The following is a 15297-nucleotide window of genomic DNA, read 5'->3' on the forward strand; positions in this document are numbered from 1 at the left end:
CTATGCTTTTATTGATTAAAAAAACGCGTAAAACTATTCACGCGTTTGTCAAAATATATAAGTGTAGAAGATACCCAAAAGCCACTACTTTTCATAGCGCTTTTGTAGGCTTTTTGCATCTAATGAAGCGAGATAATCCAGTTTTTCACCAATCTTGGTCTCTAAACCGCGATTTGTTGGCATATAGTAACGAGTCTGACTCATCTCTGGCGGTAGGTAACGCTCGCCTGCAGCATACGCACCTGGCTCGTCGTGTGCGTAGCGATACTCCGCACCATACCCCATGTCTTTCATCAAGCTCGTTGGCGCATTACGCAAATGATGAGGCACTTCATACTCTGGTAGGTTTCGCGCATCATCCAATGCCTGCTTCCACGCAGTGTACACGGCATTACTCTTTGGTGCGCATGCAAGATATACCACAGCTTGTGCAATCGCGCGCTCGCCCTCGGCGGGGCCAATTCGTGTAAAACAGTCCCACGCATCCATCGCGACTTGCATCGCTCGAGGATCAGCGTTACCGATGTCTTCTGAAGCAATCGCTAACAGTCGACGAGCAATATAAAGAGGGTCACACCCTGCGGTAATCATACGAGCTGACCAATACAATGCGCCATCCGGATTTGAACCACGAATCGACTTATGAACGGCAGAGATAAGGTCATACCAAATATCCCCTTTGTTATCGAAACGAGAAACCTTTTCGCCAGCCACTTCAGCGAGCAGTGGCAAGGTAATCTGCTTAACGCCTTGCTCATCTTCTTCTGCCATATCATACAGCAGTTCAAGGTAGTTGAGAGACATCCGAGCATCGCCATTCACCAACTCAGCCAAACGCTCAATCACGTTTTCATGGAACCTTGCTGTGATTTTGCCTAACCCACGCAAAGGATCGGTCATCGCTTCATTGAGCGCGTTCATCACTTCTTGTGTTGAAAGTGATGTCAACTTGTAGACTCGCGCTCGCGATAGCAGAGCGTTGTTGAGTTCAAAAGAAGGGTTTTCGGTCGTTGCACCGATAAAGGTCACCGTTCCATCTTCAATGTGCGGTAAGAAAGCGTCTTGCTGTGACTTGTTAAAACGATGCACCTCATCTACAAACAAAATGGTCCGTCGACCGGCAAGTTTATTCTCACGAGCACGATCAATCGCAGCGCGAATATCTTTCACACCTGATGTCACGGCTGACACACGTTCAACCTCTGCGTTTGCGTAGTTAGCGGCGACTTCTGCCAGTGTCGTTTTGCCCGTGCCGGGAGGGCCCCACAAAATCATAGAGTGGATTTGCCCTGCCTTAAGTGCCTTTCTTAACGGTTTACCCTCACCAAGGATATGCGTCTGACCGATATACTGCTCTATCGTTGTCGGTCTCATCTTGGCAGCAAGAGGACGAAAGTCTTCTTCAGAGCTAAAGTCGAGGCTGTAGTTACTCACCCATTAGTTCCTTTGATCATCCACTTCAACACCGTCTGGAACAACGAATGTGAATCTGTCGCGATTGGGTGCTTTGGTGCTCAAGTTACTGAAGGTGTAGTCCCCTTTCTGGCCATCTTGTTCAATCACTTTAAAACCTGACACCTCGCCTGCATCGTTGATAACAATTTGGAAAGTACCTTGGTTTACGTCTTGTGACGTTGGCACTAAAGTGAACACATCTTGCTGCTGTGACACTTGGTAGTTGTCCCAATCACTCTCTTGGTCACGAGTGAGTAAGATAAAAGGCGTTTGCGCCGCTGCTTGCTCTTGCCAAAAGATACTCACCTGTTCAATGAAAGGGCTGTAATACCAAATAGATTGACCATCAGAAACCAGCACATTTTCGTCAGGTAAGGTTGTCGTCCAACGGAAGAGACTCGGACGTGCAATTTCAACTGTACCCTCTCCTTCCATCACGACATCCCCTTCAGGGCTGGTCACAACTTGCGTGAAATCCGCACTGAAGCCATCACTGATAGACAAACGCTCACTAAGCTCTTGCTGTGCGCCTGCAAACGCAGTTGAACTCACAAGGAGTAATGCGAGTAATTTTTTCATTATTCTCTCCTGTCGATGATCGTCCGTTTAACGACCACAACACTGTTTAAATTTCTTACCGCTACCACAAGGGCATTCAGAGTTTCTGCCAATGTCTTTATACGGATTAAAGCTCTGAGCTTTATCCCCCACCATTTCTGCATCTGCTGCCATTGCAATCTCATTAATCATAATATCAAGTTGATCATAGAAATTATCAAGGCCTGGTAAATCTTCAATGCCCGCTAGCCTCATCTGCTCATGAGTCGCTGGCTCATCAATCGCCAACATCATTGTCGTTAAGTACGCTTGTAGCATACGCATGGTGCCGTCTGATGGCACCTTCTCCTGCCACTGCTCCTCAACAATCGGCCACAGGTTCATAAAGCCTTCAGCAAAGTCAGAAAAATGCTCTTTGTGATTATCCACACCTTGCAACAGCGCCAACAGAGAGTAACTCTGCGTCTTTAACGCGGCATACTGCGCCGTAATGTGTTGCTCAATCGCTGCTTTTTGCTCTAGTGTACTCTCTCCTAAGACTTGCCCAATCCAAGAAACGGGGTCTAGAGGTTTCACTGTGAAATTAGCAGCCAGAACCGCCCCCTCAATGAACCATGATGATTCTTGAGTCGGAAAATCGGCAGTATTGAGTAGTGAATAAGACATGATGTTGGTTTTCTCTGTATTGCGTTATCTTGCGAGTATACCGTCAACTCGCCCTTTCAGCGAGAAAGTGGCGTGACTTTGCACATAATTCAGCCTACAATCGCGCTCCAAATTTTCACACCGGAGTAACCATCCAGCATGCGAGTAGTTTTAGGCCCTATGGAGGGTGTTCTCGACCACCTGATGCGAGAAATCCTCACGAACATCAACGACTATGACCTGTGTGTCACTGAGTTCGTTCGTGTCAGTGATCAAGTGCTGCCCGATCACGTGTTCCATCGTCTGTGCCCTGAACTCAAGCAAGGTTCTCAAACCAAATCCGGTGTGCCCGTTCATTTACAACTGTTGGGTCAACACGCGAAATGGATGGCAGAAAATGCGATCAAAGCCGCTGAACTCGGTGCCAAAGGCATCGACATTAACTTCGGCTGTCCTGCAAGGTTGGTCAACAAACACGGGGGCGGCGCTGCACTACTCAAAGAGCCCAATACCATTCATGAGGTGGTTAAGGCCTGTCGTGAAGCGGTACCAAGTCATATCCCTGTGACAGCAAAAATACGTTTGGGCTGGGACAACCCTGAAGACTGCTTTGATGTGGTGGACGCCATTGAACAGGCGGGTGCCAATGAGCTTACTATTCATGCACGTACCAAAACGGGTGGTTATAAGGCCAGTGAGATTCGCTGGGAGTACATCGATAAAATCCGTCAACGCACCTCTATGCCATTAATTGCTAATGGTGAAATTTGGAACTTTGAAGACGGTCAACGCTGTATTGAAACCACTGGCATTGATTCACTGATGGTGTGTCGTGGCGCGTTTAACGTTCCAAACCTAGGTAATGTCGTAAAGCATAATGCTAAACCTATGCCTTGGGATGAAGTGGTGGAGTTGCTGATCGTTTATTCTCACTATGAGATGAAAGGGGACAAAGGGCTTTACTACTCGAACCGAGTCAAGCAATGGTTCTCTTATCTTCGCCAGCAATACCCAGAAGCGGATGCGTTATTTAGAGAGATCCGCACCTTTAAGAAGGCCGATGATATCGTTCGAGTTATCGAACAATACCAAATGAAATTAGCCAGTTAGTAGATTAACCAATTAATACAGTTGTGTAACGCGCGCTTTGACCGACTGGGGAATCTCTATCCCCAGCCTTTGCGCAGCTTGGATATTCACCGCTAAATCGCTCCCTTTGGCGACTCTCACTGGGATTGAGCCTGGTTCCTCGCCTTCTAGCACTCGTACAACATATTCTGCTGTTTCTTTACCAATTTGGTAATAGTCAAAGCCCAAACCTGCGATTGCGCCCATTTCAACGTAATCAACCGCACCCGAAAATACAGGAACATTCTGCTCAGTCGCTGGAGCAATAAGGTCGTCTATGGCACTGGCTATCGTATTATCTGTCATGGCATAGATAACATCCACTTGCTTTGACAAGCGCTTGGACAAATGTTTTACATCGCTATTTCTCAGCACCTCGGACTGTATGATGGTTAAACCTCTTTGACTCGCTTGCGCTTCAATTCGTTCAAGCAAGGCAACCGAGTTTGCTTCTCCAGGGTTAAACAGTACCCCGACTCTTTTTGTTTCTGGCAAAAGCTCTTTGAGTAGATCGAGATGTTGAGAGATGGGAGACAGATCGGACAAGCCCGTGACATTGCGACCAGGCTCATCTAATCGCTTAACGAGATGCGCCCCTACAGGGTCCGTCACCGCTGTAAAAACGATAGGGATTGAACGTGATGAAGCCACTAAAGCTTGCGCCGTAGGCGTTGCAATACCGACCATGACATCTGGGTTTTCCCCGACAAACTGGCGCGCGATCTGCACCGCTTCTGAGGTCGAGCCATTGGCCACTTGGTACTCTATCGTCAAGTTCTTCCCTGACTGATACCCTGCTTCGGCTAGCCCTTCAACCAAGCCCTTTTTCACTGAGTTTAATGCCGGATGGTCAATGATTTGCGATATATAGACTCGTGCTTCATCCGCTGCTAAGTGAGCACTAAAGCCCAAACAACAAGTTATTAGTAGCCATTTGATGGCTCTTTGTACCTTCATCCTTACTCCCTGATTTCAGTACCCAACTGACGTCTTAGTCCTATCTTTCCTTAGACAACGTCGTCACTAATAAGGTCTTCATGGTAACAAGTGATAAAAATAATAATAGAGTAAAACCACAAATTTGGGAGCTAACCTTTCAAAGGCACTCCAGTTTGTTTTCTTAGATCAGCGCGAATGATTAGGTTCCTTGGCGTAGCTTGTCGCTCACAAAACGTACCGACTGTCACCTCATAGCCCTTTTCAGTCAAATACAGCGCGCGATCTAAAACTAACCAACGTTCCAGAGGTCGACGAAAGATCTGCGGCAGTAAACTCAACGCTTCCATTCGCCAAAAGCTCATTTCGCCCATTGATTGGTAATAACCAAAATCCACAGCAGGCAAGGATAATGCTTTCTTTTCTGCCGCCCAAAAACAGAAGGCTTCGAACCCTTCTGCTAACAAAGATTTTTTTATGCTCGGTATAGGTAGGTAGTCCGTTAAACCGAGCTCCTGCCCAATCAAGTGTTGAAAGGCTAATCGATAGGTCATCTCTAATTGACGATGGCGATGGACTCTCTCTCCACCTGTGACCGTCTCTTGCAGTGGAATGCGCAGATCTGATTTAGATAGTTTGAGTTCACTGGCTTTCGCGGCCGTTGATAGCGGCTGATAGTGATCGTCGCCAATCAAATGATAACAACAGGGCGCAATCGTCAGTGCTTTGGTTCCCGCTAAAGCAGCATTCTTTATCAGGGTGACATGTAAGTCCCCGCACGCATGAAGAGCGACGGCATGTTGCTCAGAGTAACAAAGCGACTGTGCTTGAGCACTCAGCGCATCACCATGGACAAAGTTCATCGGCAAATTAAGCTTATCGGCCAATGATTGACCATCAACACATAACTGCTCTTGATACTCCAAACTCGTAACCGCTCTGTTGCTGACGGTCGCTAAAATGCGCCCCAAATATCCTTTGCCTGAACACCATTCCAGCCAAGGAAGGCCATGCTCCCCATCAAGGCATACTGCACTCATGGCGTTGATTTGAGTGAGTTTTCTCCCGGGGATACCGGCATATAAGTGGGAGTCTAAACTGGGGGGGACAGCAGCGTATTGATATTCTGGCTCAATAATTGACGCGTCAAATAACGAAGGAACGAGTTCAAACAGTGTGTTTTGAAGTGATTCGGGATTTTGCTTAAAGTCCGTAATATCGCTTGGCTGCAGAGAATCAAGCCACTCAAGGATTTGACTAGGCAAATTTGGCAAAGCATCGTGTTGATTACACACGAACAGAAAAGGCTCGATTCGCCAATATTTTTGGTGTTTAACTAACCATCGATCAATATGAGTGAACTGTTGCTGCATCGTTTCCTCCAGTATGGGAGGTCATTGTAGTAGTAAGAGACAGAGTCGCCAAGGCAAATAGCGACTCGATCGGCTTGACTAACGTTGTAGGTAACCAAGATGTAGATGAAACAATTAACGAACGGGCAGCTTAATGCCTTTAAACATCTCCTCTATCTCTGCATTAGACTTGAGAGAGATCGCTTGTTCTACTAAAGGACGAGTCAAATGAGGCGCGAATCGCTCCATAAAATCAAACATATAAGTTCTCAGGAAAGTGCCACGACGGAAGCCAATGCTGGTAGTGCTGGCACTAAACAAGTGACTTGCATCAATCGCAACTAAGTCAGAGTCTAGCTGCTCATCAACCGCCATACTGGCGATCACACCAACGCCAATCCCCATGCGTACGTAAGTTTTGATAACGTCAGCGTCTGTCGCAGTAAACACGACCTTCGGACTTAACCCCTCTCGATCAAATGCAGTGTCCAGTTCAGAACGCCCGGTAAAGCCAAATACATAGGTTACGATTGGGTATGCTGCCAGATCGTGGATAGAGATATCGCCTTTCTTCGCCAATGGGTGATCTTTAGGTACAACGATTGAACGGTTCCAGTGATAACACGGCAACATAATCGCATCTTGATAAAGGTGCAGTGCTTCTGTCGCAATTGCGAAGTTTGCCGTCCCCTTGGCAATCGCTTCTGACATCTGGCTCGGCGTGCCCTGATGCATATTAAGTGAGACATTCGGGTATCGAGCGGTAAAGCCTTTAATCACTTCTGGTAGTGCGTAGCGGGCTTGGGTATGTGTGGTTGAGATATTCAGCGTCCCCATTTCTGGATGAGTATGCTCCCCAGCTACAGCTTTAATGCTCTCGACGCGAGCGAGGATCTCCTGCGAGATCTTAACAATGTCTTCCCCCGCATCCGTAACTTTCGTCAGGTGCTTACCACTCCGCTCAAAAATTTGAATACCTAACTCATCTTCAAGCAAACGTACTTGCTTACTAATGCCAGGCTGAGACGTGTATAAACTTTCAGCGGTTGCTGAGACATTTAAGTTATGGTTGACCACTTCAACAATGTACTTAAGCTGCTGCAACTTCATGGTTAATCCCTTAATCCGTTATTACTGCCATTGCGCCTCAATAAAGGGCATCGAACGATATAATTAATTGTTATAAGAATATTCTTTTTTTTAGCCAAAGCAAGTGGTTCAGCATCAAGGACTTCAATTAGACGTCCCCGTTCAAAATAACAATCACTTCACAGTTTATTGACGTGGCTAAAGGTTTTGCGATGGGGGTGATAGATATAAGGTCGGCATGAGTGTATAAATGTTGGTTTCGAACACTTCTATTCACCTAGCTCATAACTTGTGAAGAATTGTATTCGATGTGAAGAGTAAGTTTAGCCCTTTTGCTACTTGGCTAAACCGCTTACCCACAACAAATTAACGATACCGATATAGGAGTGATTCCTGTATCCTTGATATAGCTGTAACTCATTAGATTAGTTGTTTATGAACATTGGATTAATTATTGTTCTTGTTGCTGTTTTGCTTGTACTCGTACTTGGCTATAACATCATGCTGCAATATAAGGTCAAGGTAGAGGCCACAAAGAGGCAGGAGTCTGCTCGTTACGTTGCACTGATTGATGCGACAGAAGACCTCATCGGTAACGCCCACCATATTCCCTTCAGTAAAGAGCTGTTGTTGTGTTTAAACAACCGTATTCTCGATTGCTTGGAGAGTATGAAAGAGCTTGATCCAAAAAACAAAAATGTTGCTCAACGTATTGAGCAAATGAAAAGCCAAATCAATCAAATCACTGATTCTTATCAGTCACCTGAAAGCTCTACTTTTAAGGTGCCAAACAGTGATAAACACGCCATTATGATGTTGAAACTCGTCAAACGGCTGCGAGACACGGTGCGTAGTGAGCACAATAAAGGCCGTATGGATACTCAAACGTATGTTGTTGAAAGTGCTCGACTTGATACGATCCAATTGCGAATCAATATCGAAAATGTCATCAAACGTTCGAATGATGCCATCACTCGTGGCCAACCAGGCACCGCGCTTCAGCTCCTGAAAAAGGGCCTTGATGTTCTGAGTACTAAAAATGACAATTACTCAATTCAGGCAAGAGAAAAGCTGCAAAAAATACACGATAATCTAGAGCAGCGTCGTCAATCTCGCAGCGCGGAAGAACTTCAAGCGCTTGAAGAACGCCAGAAAGAGAGTGACATGGAAGCACTGTTCGGTGAGAAGAAGAAGTGGTAGTTCACTTCGTCTAACGAACATTGCTATCATAGAAAGCTGCTAGTAAGCAGCTTTTTTTATAACTAAATAACGATAGAATTCGTATGCAACAAAATCAGATTAATGCTCTTTTAGAGCCCATCCACCAATTTTTACACTGTGAGACACCACAAGAGTGGATCGATGAGGCTAAAAAGCCTGTGCGTCTAAAAGTCCTACTTATCGATCACCTGATGTGTGAACTCAAAGCAGCTCAATCCGCCATGTTGTTGATTCGCAAATACGCGATTGATGATGCAAGTAGTCAAGCCTTACTCGAATGGTTTAAACCTTACGAGGATTTTGCATACAGAAAAACTGGCTCATTAGAGACGTTAAAAGGAAAGAGTCAAATATCTAAAGCGATTATTCCTCGGAGTAACAACACCTATAGTCAAGAGCTGATCGACAAAATGGTATTATTGATAAAAGAAGAGCTACATCATTTTTATCAAGTACTTGAAATCATGGAATCGCGTGGCATTGAGTTCGAACCTGTATTTGCTGGCCGATACGCCAAAGGCCTTATATCTAATATGGCGACTTATGAGCCACAAACCCTCGTTGATAAGCTAATCATCGGAGCCCTGATAGAAGCACGTTCATGCGAGCGTTTTGCTAAGCTTGCCCCCTATTTAGATGAAGACCTTAACAAGTTCTATATCTCATTATTGCGCTCTGAGGCACGTCACTACCAGGACTATCTGGTACTTGCAGAACAGGTGGCAGGAGAAGGTGTAGAAGCGCGAGTTCAGTATCTTGCTGGAATTGAAGCTGAGCTCATTCAATCGCTAGACGACGACTTTAAGTTTCACAGTGGAAAACCAGTAAAATAAAAGCCAAGCATAAATGCTTGGCTTACAAAACTTCTATAGCGTTATATTTTAGGCAAGAGACTGATTGATCTCTGCTAAGACCGTAGCAGGGTCTGCCGCTTGAGTAATAGGGCGACCAATAACTAAGTAATCAGAGCCTGCTGAAATTGCATCTACAGGCGTCATGATGCGCTTCTGGTCACCTACTGCAGCGCCTGCTGGTCTTATGCCCGGTGTGACGAGCTTGAACTCTTGGCCAAGTTGCGTTTTCAGCATATTCGCTTCTTGTGCTGAACAAACAACACCATCTAGACCTGAGTTTTTCGTCAACTGAGCAAGACGAATAACTTGTTCCTGTGGTGCGATATCCAGACCGATACCTGCGAGATCAGACTGCTCCATGCTGGTTAACACAGTCACACCAATCAGCATTGGGCGATCTTTACCGTATGGCTCAAGAATCTCGCGTGAAGCGGTCATCATACGCTCGCCACCGCTAGCATGAACATTCACCATCCACACACCCATTTCTGCCGCAGCGCGAACCGCCTTAGAGCAAGTATTAGGAATATCGTGAAACTTCAGATCTAAGAAAACAGAAAATCCACGATCGTGTAATGCCTTCACGTATTGTGGACCAAACAGAGTGAACATTTCCTTACCCACTTTCAGTCTGCAGCTTGCTGGATCAATTCTATCTACAAATGCCAGCGCATCAGCTTGGTTATCATAATCTAGTGCAACGATAACTTTTGGGTCGTTCATTTCATCTCCTAATTACTTTACTTATATAAAAATTAGTGGCTATTCGCCATCTAAGCCTCTAATTGGCTTGATCGAGCCCCATCCTTTACATGATGGACAGTGCCAATATATCGAGTGAGTTGCAAAACCACACTTTCGACAACGATAATGTGGTTTCACTTTCAACTGTTCACCCACCAGTTTCTGTAGCGTGGTTAAGCTGTCTTTGCCACGCCCCTCTTCGGCTTCTTGAATATGGTAGTCGATTAGGCGGTAGAAGCCCTTCATGGTTGGGTTTTTGACCAACTGACGTGTCAGCACTTCTTGAGCTGCACCCACGCCATCGTGCTTCGCGACTAATTGTGCCAGCATGAGCTCTGCTGATACGCCCGCTTTATTACCAATACATTCGCGTAAGAACGCCACTAACAACTCTTCTTGCGACAAGTGATAGTAACAATCAGCAATCAGCGGCAGCACTTCTCCAACAAAATCACGATCTTGCTCTAAAACGCGTTTAAAGTGCGCTACAGCGGCTTCATAATCTTCGTTTTCTAAACACAACTTGCCAAGGACAATACTTGCCCGGACGCACTTAGGATAAACTTTGAGGGCCTTTTCCAGCAATTGAACCGCTTTATCTTGCCTTCCATCAGCGAACTGCTCTTGCGCCAACTCACACCAAAAGTGTGAGACGGCACCTTTCATCCGCTTTTTACCAAGTTTGATGAGGTGACTACCACAGTCAATCGCTTTGTTCCACTCGCGGGTTTGTTGATAGATCACGACAAGCTGAGTGAGCGCTGCTTCTTTGTGGTCTGGCTCATCCGATAGCTGTTCAAAGATACGTTCTGCACGATCAAGAAAGCCTGAAACCATGTAGTCTTTTGCCAATTGCTGCAAAGCGATATTCTTTTGGTCAATTGTCAGGCTTGGGCGTGATATGAGATTTTGGTGAATTTTAATCGCTCTGTCGACCTCGCCACGAGAGCGAAATAGGTTACCGAGAGCAAGATGAGTATCTATCGTATCATCATCAACCTGAAGCAGTTCAATGAAGTGATCGACTGCCTTGTCAGACTGATCAGACAGTAAGAGGTTAAGGCCCGTGACATACTGCCTTGATAGTTGGTTGGACTGTTTTTGTCGCTCTTGATTCGCGCTTCTACTACCCATATACCAACCGTAAGCGGCGGCGATAGGCAGTAGTAAAAACAATAACTCTAGCATTCGTTCGATATTCTACTTATTTGTTGTAGCCGGTGTAGCTGTCGAAGAAGGCTTTGTCGCTTCATGTTTCTTGAGTTGCTTTTTTAACTTATTAATTTGCAATTTCGAACGGAGGTGTAATGTACCAAAAAGAAGCCAAGCAAGTACAAAACCAGAGACAAACACACCACCGAGTAAGGTAGAGAGATGAAAATCACCCTGTGCTAGAAGATAGTTAAATGTGACAACGGCCTGATTTTGAGATCCTAACGCCAAAGCAGTTAAGAAAAGTACTATTACCGCTAGTACCTTAATTATTTTCATCATCTACGGTCTCCATTCTGTACACTGTAGCGATTATGCAGCAAAAGCTTGTGATAAACCATGTTTCTGCACAAATTACCCCAAATAAAAAAGCGGTACACCAGAGGTATACCGCCTTCATCAATCCTATTAACTCAGCTTCCGCTATTCACGCGCTCACGGAGTTCCTTACCAGGTTTAAAGTGTGGAACGTGCTTGCCTTCCAACTCAACCTTTTCACCCGTTTTAGGGTTACGGCCAACTCGAGGTTCGCGATAATGTAGAGAAAAGCTGCCAAAGCCTCTAATCTCGATGCGGTCACCGCTCTCGAGCGTCGTTGCCATTTGTTCCAAAATATCTTTCACCGCATCTTCAACTTCTTTAGCTGACAGGTGGGGTTGCTCTGTACAGATACGTTCGATTAATTCAGACTTAGTCATGTTCGTCCTCGTCTTGTTCTTTTATCAGCGATTATAGACAACATTCTTAGATTCAACAAATACTTGCATCATTTTGATTACAAATATTCTCAATCCCGTTGCGTAGCACCTGCACGAATATGTCTCATTACTTTTTGTACAAAACGCTTGCGCTTTGAACTCTAAATTGAATTTAGTTGATTAATAGCCACTTGGCTAATTTTTAACGGCTTATTGATAAGATTCTGCATAATTATTTGACTAATAACAGAGTTTTAGCGGTTTTGTTCAAAGGTTAGTCATGCTGTCGAGATAAAAGTTACGGGCAACAAAAAAGGAGCCCAAAGGGCTCCTTTTATTAAGCAGAGGGAGAATTACTCACCTTTAGCTGCTTTAAATGCGTCTGCCATAGCATTACCGAACGCGCCTTCTTCTTGCTTGTTCAGTGAAGCCATTGCTTCTTGCTCTTCAGCTTCATCTTTAGCTTTGATAGATAGGTTGATTACGCGGTTCTTACGGTCTACACCTGTGAACTTCGCTTCAACAACATCACCAGCGCTTAGGATTAGAGAAGCATCTTCTACGCGGTCGCGAGAAACTTCAGAAGCGCGGATGTAACCTTCAACGCCTTCGATGATCTCAACTGTCGCGCCTTTAGCGTCAACTGCAGTTACTGTAGCGTTAACTAGAGTACCTTTCTTGTTGTCAGCAACGTAAGCATTGAATGGGTCATTTTCCATTTGCTTAACGCCTAGAGAAATACGCTCACGCTCAGCGTCTACTGCAAGAACTACTGCAGAGATTTCGTCGCCTTTCTTGTATTCGCGTACTGCTTCTTCACCAGCAACATTCCAAGAAATGTCAGATAGGTGAACTAGACCGTCGATGCCGCCTTCAAGACCGATGAAGATACCGAAGTCAGTGATAGACTTGATCTTACCAGTAACTTTGTCGCCTTTAGCTTGCGCTTCAGCGAATGACTGCCATGGGTTAGCTTTACACTGTTTCAGACCTAGAGAGATACGACGACGTTCTTCGTCAATCTCAAGAACCATAACCTCAACTTCATCGCCAACATTAACAACTTTAGATGGGTGGATGTTCTTGTTAGTCCAATCCATTTCAGAAACGTGTACTAGACCTTCAACACCTTCTTCGATTTCAACGAAGCAGCCGTAGTCAGTTAGGTTAGTTACGCGACCAGTTAGCTTGTGACCTTCTGGGTAACGCTTAGCGATTGCTACCCATGGATCTTCGCCTAGTTGCTTAAGACCTAGTGATACGCGAGTACGCTCACGGTCGAACTTAAGAACTTTAACTTGGATCTCGTCACCAACGTTAACGATCTCAGAAGGGTGCTTAACGCGCTTCCACGCCATGTCAGTGATGTGTAGAAGACCGTCAACACCACCTAGGTCTACGAACGCACCGTAGTCAGTAAGGTTCTTAACGATACCTTTAACTTCAGAACCTTCTTGTAGAGTTTCTAGAAGTTCGTCACGCTCAACGCTGTTCTCAGACTCGATAACTGCACGGCGAGAAACAACTACGTTGTTACGCTTCTGGTCAAGTTTGATAACTTTGAACTCTAGCTCTTTGTTTTCTAGGTGAGCAGTGTCACGGATAGGACGTACGTCTACTAGAGAACCAGGAAGGAAAGCACGGATACCGTTTAGTTCAACAGTGAAACCGCCTTTAACTTTACCGTTGATGATACCAACAACAGTTTCAGCTTCTTCGTAAGCTTTCTCAAGAACGATCCAAGCTTCGTGACGCTTAGCTTTCTCACGAGAAAGTTGCGTCTCACCGAAACCGTCTTCAACAGCGTCAAGTGCTACGTCTACTTCAGAACCAACTTCAACTTCAAGTTCGCCAGCAGCGTTCTTGAACTGTTCAGCAGGGATAGCAGACTCAGACTTAAGACCAGCGTCTACAAGAACGAAACCGTTCTCGATAGCTACTACAGTACCTTTAACGATAGTACCTTGTTGGAATTCAGTCTCGTTTAGAAACTCTTCAAAGAGTTGAGCAAAAGATTCAGTCATTATTCAATCTTCAATAATTTAAACGTCCACGGGCATCCTACCGCATGGGGTTATTAACTTCGCCGGTTATCATCCTTGCAACCAACGCTCCATTCTGACCCAGTAAAATTACTAAGCCAGTTTAGATTCTATGTAATTCATTGCTTTACCAACGACTTGGTCAATTGACATCGACGTTGAATCAAGCACTAGCGCATCCTCAGCAGGGCGCAATGGCGCAACCGCACGGTTACGATCTCTATCGTCACGCTCTTGGATTTCGCTCAAAAGGTCGTCAAATCTAACATCTAAGCCCTTCAGTTGCAACTGTTTCATGCGGCGATGCGCGCGCTCTTCGGCACTTGCATCTAGGAAGATTTTGACTGGGGCTTCTGGGAAAACAACGGTTCCCATATCACGACCATCGGCAACTAAACCCGGCTCTTGCGCAAAAGCTCGCTGCCGACGTAACAACGCCTCACGAACTCTCGGCAATGCTGCGACTTTCGACGCTGCCATACCTGTCTCTTCTTTACGTAGTTCTCCAGAGACATTTTCGCCCTCGAGAATCACTTTAACCAGGTCACCTTCAGCAATAAATTGGACATCTAGGTGCGTAGCAATTGGCACCAATGCCTCTTCTGACGTTAAATCAACACCGTGATGAATCGCAGCCAGTGCAAGCACTCGATAAATCGCGCCTGAATCAAGCAGTTTGTACCCGAGCTTATCAGCGATAAGCATGCACAATGTACCTTTACCAGCGCCGCTTGGGCCATCAACAGTGACTATGGGTGTGTGTGAAGACATCGTCTACTCCATTGTATTTTTTCTTGTGACCACTCACACGCTTCGAAACAGTGACATCAAAGACTAACAGCGAAGGTCTTACCCAAATGCGGCGCTGATTATATACAAAAACAGACGCAGATGCTCATCCAATTGCGTCGTTTTTAAGAGTAATTTAAGAAAACGGTCAACTTGTTAGAGTCGAATACGCTCTTGATTTTTCTTAAGTAGCGACGGGCCAATTCCTTTAACTTGAGTGAGTTCATCTGCCGATTTAAAGACTCCATATTCGTCACGATAGTCGATAATCGCTTGTGCTTTTTTCAAACCCACGCCATCAAGCAAAGTAGCGAGTTCTTCAGCCGATGCGGTATTAATGTTGACGGTAATTTCTATCCCTTCGTACTCCTTCGCTTCCGTTTTTGCATACGCGGTAGACGACACTCCTAACATCAAAATGAGTGAACAAATTATAGTTGATAATAGACGTTTCATGATTGTTTCCTTTCCGGTGATAAGAAAGCACAGGCTAAGCCACACCCTAGCCAACCAACCAGATTGGAAGCATAAAAAAAGAACGAACTACAAAGCAGTTCATTCTTTCTAAACAGTC

16 protein-coding genes are annotated in these 15297 nt (G+C 45.3%); 3 read left to right on the top strand and 13 right to left on the bottom strand.

Translation table 11 applies throughout. The features are described 5' to 3' along the window. Nucleotides 1-84: 84 nt before the first annotated feature. The 3 genes from GT360_RS19700 to GT360_RS19710 form a co-directional block, all read right to left on the bottom strand. The gene (locus GT360_RS19700; RefSeq protein ID WP_275426980.1) at nt 85-1374 is read right to left on the bottom strand and encodes a replication-associated recombination protein A; all 1290 of its coding nucleotides are present in this window, start codon (nt 1372-1374) and stop codon (nt 85-87) included. A 63-nt stretch (nt 1375-1437) separates the two neighbouring features. Further along, nucleotides 1438-2034 carry an outer membrane lipoprotein periplasmic chaperone LolA gene (gene lolA, locus GT360_RS19705; RefSeq protein WP_164650648.1) on the bottom strand — a complete coding sequence of 199 codons (597 nt, stop codon included), beginning with the start codon at nt 2032-2034 and terminating at the stop codon, nt 1438-1440. A gap of 27 nt (nt 2035-2061) precedes the next feature. Next, nucleotides 2062-2679 carry a YecA family protein gene (locus GT360_RS19710; RefSeq protein ID WP_164650649.1) on the bottom strand — a complete coding sequence of 206 codons (618 nt, stop codon included), beginning with the start codon at nt 2677-2679 and terminating at the stop codon, nt 2062-2064. A gap of 138 nt (nt 2680-2817) precedes the next feature. Here GT360_RS19710 and dusC point away from each other — a divergent pair, with 138 nt between their 5' ends. Beyond that, nucleotides 2818-3768: a tRNA dihydrouridine(16) synthase DusC gene (gene dusC / locus GT360_RS19715; RefSeq protein WP_164650650.1), complete on the top strand. Its 951-nt coding sequence runs from the start codon at nt 2818-2820 to the stop codon at nt 3766-3768. A 12-nt stretch (nt 3769-3780) separates the two neighbouring features. On the opposite strand, the gene GT360_RS19720 is transcribed toward dusC, so the two are convergent. The 3 genes from GT360_RS19720 to cysB form a co-directional block, all read right to left on the bottom strand. Beyond that, on the bottom strand, nt 3781-4743 hold the full coding sequence (locus GT360_RS19720) for an ABC transporter substrate-binding protein (RefSeq protein ID WP_164650651.1): 963 nt from the start codon (nt 4741-4743) through the stop codon (nt 3781-3783). A gap of 131 nt (nt 4744-4874) precedes the next feature. Next, nucleotides 4875-6095, bottom strand: a complete 1221-nt coding sequence (locus GT360_RS19725; protein ID WP_164650652.1) for a methyltransferase — start codon at nt 6093-6095, stop codon at nt 4875-4877. A 114-nt stretch (nt 6096-6209) separates the two neighbouring features. After that, nucleotides 6210-7184 (bottom strand): HTH-type transcriptional regulator CysB, encoded by a 975-nt coding sequence (gene cysB, locus GT360_RS19730; RefSeq protein WP_164650653.1) that lies wholly within the window; start codon nt 7182-7184, stop codon nt 6210-6212. Nucleotides 7185-7598: 414 nt separating this feature from the next. On the opposite strand from cysB, the gene GT360_RS19735 reads away from it, so the two are divergent. Together GT360_RS19735 and miaE are read left to right on the top strand one after the other, a co-directional pair. Beyond that, nucleotides 7599-8363 carry a DNA repair protein gene (locus GT360_RS19735; RefSeq protein WP_164650654.1) on the top strand — a complete coding sequence of 255 codons (765 nt, stop codon included), beginning with the start codon at nt 7599-7601 and terminating at the stop codon, nt 8361-8363. A gap of 83 nt (nt 8364-8446) precedes the next feature. Further along, nucleotides 8447-9217 carry a tRNA isopentenyl-2-thiomethyl-A-37 hydroxylase MiaE gene (miaE, locus tag GT360_RS19740; RefSeq protein ID WP_164650655.1) on the top strand — a complete coding sequence of 257 codons (771 nt, stop codon included), beginning with the start codon at nt 8447-8449 and terminating at the stop codon, nt 9215-9217. Nucleotides 9218-9265: 48 nt separating this feature from the next. Here miaE and pyrF read toward each other — a convergent pair whose 3' ends face one another. The 7 genes from pyrF to GT360_RS19775 all read right to left on the bottom strand — a co-directional run bounded on the left by pyrF (nt 9266) and on the right by GT360_RS19775 (nt 15179). Continuing rightward, complete coding sequence (gene pyrF, locus GT360_RS19745) at nt 9266-9961, bottom strand: orotidine-5'-phosphate decarboxylase (protein WP_164650656.1); 696 nt, start codon at nt 9959-9961, stop codon at nt 9266-9268. Between the two features lie 39 nt (nt 9962-10000). Further along, a complete protein-coding gene (gene lapB / locus GT360_RS19750; RefSeq protein ID WP_164650657.1) occupies nt 10001-11170 on the bottom strand; it encodes a lipopolysaccharide assembly protein LapB in 1170 nt (389 codons plus the stop codon). A 12-nt stretch (nt 11171-11182) separates the two neighbouring features. Further along, on the bottom strand, nt 11183-11473 hold the full coding sequence (locus GT360_RS19755; RefSeq protein WP_164651172.1) for a LapA family protein: 291 nt from the start codon (nt 11471-11473) through the stop codon (nt 11183-11185). Nucleotides 11474-11607: 134 nt separating this feature from the next. Next, nucleotides 11608-11892, bottom strand: coding sequence for an integration host factor subunit beta (gene ihfB, locus GT360_RS19760; protein WP_164650658.1), 285 nt, complete (start codon nt 11890-11892; stop codon nt 11608-11610). Between the two features lie 353 nt (nt 11893-12245). Beyond that, nucleotides 12246-13916, bottom strand: a complete 1671-nt coding sequence (gene rpsA, locus GT360_RS19765; RefSeq protein ID WP_164650659.1) for a 30S ribosomal protein S1 — start codon at nt 13914-13916, stop codon at nt 12246-12248. A 111-nt stretch (nt 13917-14027) separates the two neighbouring features. Next, a complete protein-coding gene (cmk, locus tag GT360_RS19770; protein WP_164650660.1) occupies nt 14028-14705 on the bottom strand; it encodes a (d)CMP kinase in 678 nt (225 codons plus the stop codon). A 174-nt stretch (nt 14706-14879) separates the two neighbouring features. Further along, nucleotides 14880-15179: a ComEA family DNA-binding protein gene (locus GT360_RS19775; protein ID WP_164650661.1), complete on the bottom strand. Its 300-nt coding sequence runs from the start codon at nt 15177-15179 to the stop codon at nt 14880-14882. Between the last annotated feature and the right edge of the window lie 118 nt (nt 15180-15297).

Source organism: Vibrio astriarenae (assembly GCF_010587385.1).
Lineage (GTDB): Bacteria > Pseudomonadota > Gammaproteobacteria > Enterobacterales > Vibrionaceae > Vibrio > Vibrio astriarenae.

Bases quoted from the DNA above. Each gene is read 5' to 3' on its own strand.
- cmk (WP_164650660.1), bottom strand. From the start codon at position 14,705: ATGTCTTCACACACACCCATAGTCACTGTTGATGGCCCAAGCGGCGCT.
- GT360_RS19710 (WP_164650649.1), bottom strand. From the start codon at position 2,679: ATGTCTTATTCACTACTCAATACTGCCGATTTTCCGACTCAAGAATCA.
- pyrF (WP_164650656.1), bottom strand. From the start codon at position 9,961: ATGAACGACCCAAAAGTTATCGTTGCACTAGATTATGATAACCAAGCT.
- GT360_RS19725 (WP_164650652.1), bottom strand. From the start codon at position 6,095: ATGCAGCAACAGTTCACTCATATTGATCGATGGTTAGTTAAACACCAA.
- GT360_RS19720 (WP_164650651.1), bottom strand. From the start codon at position 4,743: ATGAAGGTACAAAGAGCCATCAAATGGCTACTAATAACTTGTTGTTTG.
- GT360_RS19775 (WP_164650661.1), bottom strand. From the start codon at position 15,179: ATGAAACGTCTATTATCAACTATAATTTGTTCACTCATTTTGATGTTA.
- GT360_RS19735 (WP_164650654.1), top strand. From the start codon at position 7,599: ATGAACATTGGATTAATTATTGTTCTTGTTGCTGTTTTGCTTGTACTC.
- dusC (WP_164650650.1), top strand. From the start codon at position 2,818: ATGCGAGTAGTTTTAGGCCCTATGGAGGGTGTTCTCGACCACCTGATG.
- miaE (WP_164650655.1), top strand. From the start codon at position 8,447: ATGCAACAAAATCAGATTAATGCTCTTTTAGAGCCCATCCACCAATTT.
- rpsA (WP_164650659.1), bottom strand. From the start codon at position 13,916: ATGACTGAATCTTTTGCTCAACTCTTTGAAGAGTTTCTAAACGAGACT.
- GT360_RS19700 (WP_275426980.1), bottom strand. From the start codon at position 1,374: ATGAGACCGACAACGATAGAGCAGTATATCGGTCAGACGCATATCCTT.
- lolA (WP_164650648.1), bottom strand. From the start codon at position 2,034: ATGAAAAAATTACTCGCATTACTCCTTGTGAGTTCAACTGCGTTTGCA.
- cysB (WP_164650653.1), bottom strand. From the start codon at position 7,184: ATGAAGTTGCAGCAGCTTAAGTACATTGTTGAAGTGGTCAACCATAAC.
- GT360_RS19755 (WP_164651172.1), bottom strand. From the start codon at position 11,473: ATGAAAATAATTAAGGTACTAGCGGTAATAGTACTTTTCTTAACTGCT.
- ihfB (WP_164650658.1), bottom strand. From the start codon at position 11,892: ATGACTAAGTCTGAATTAATCGAACGTATCTGTACAGAGCAACCCCAC.
- lapB (WP_164650657.1), bottom strand. From the start codon at position 11,170: ATGCTAGAGTTATTGTTTTTACTACTGCCTATCGCCGCCGCTTACGGT.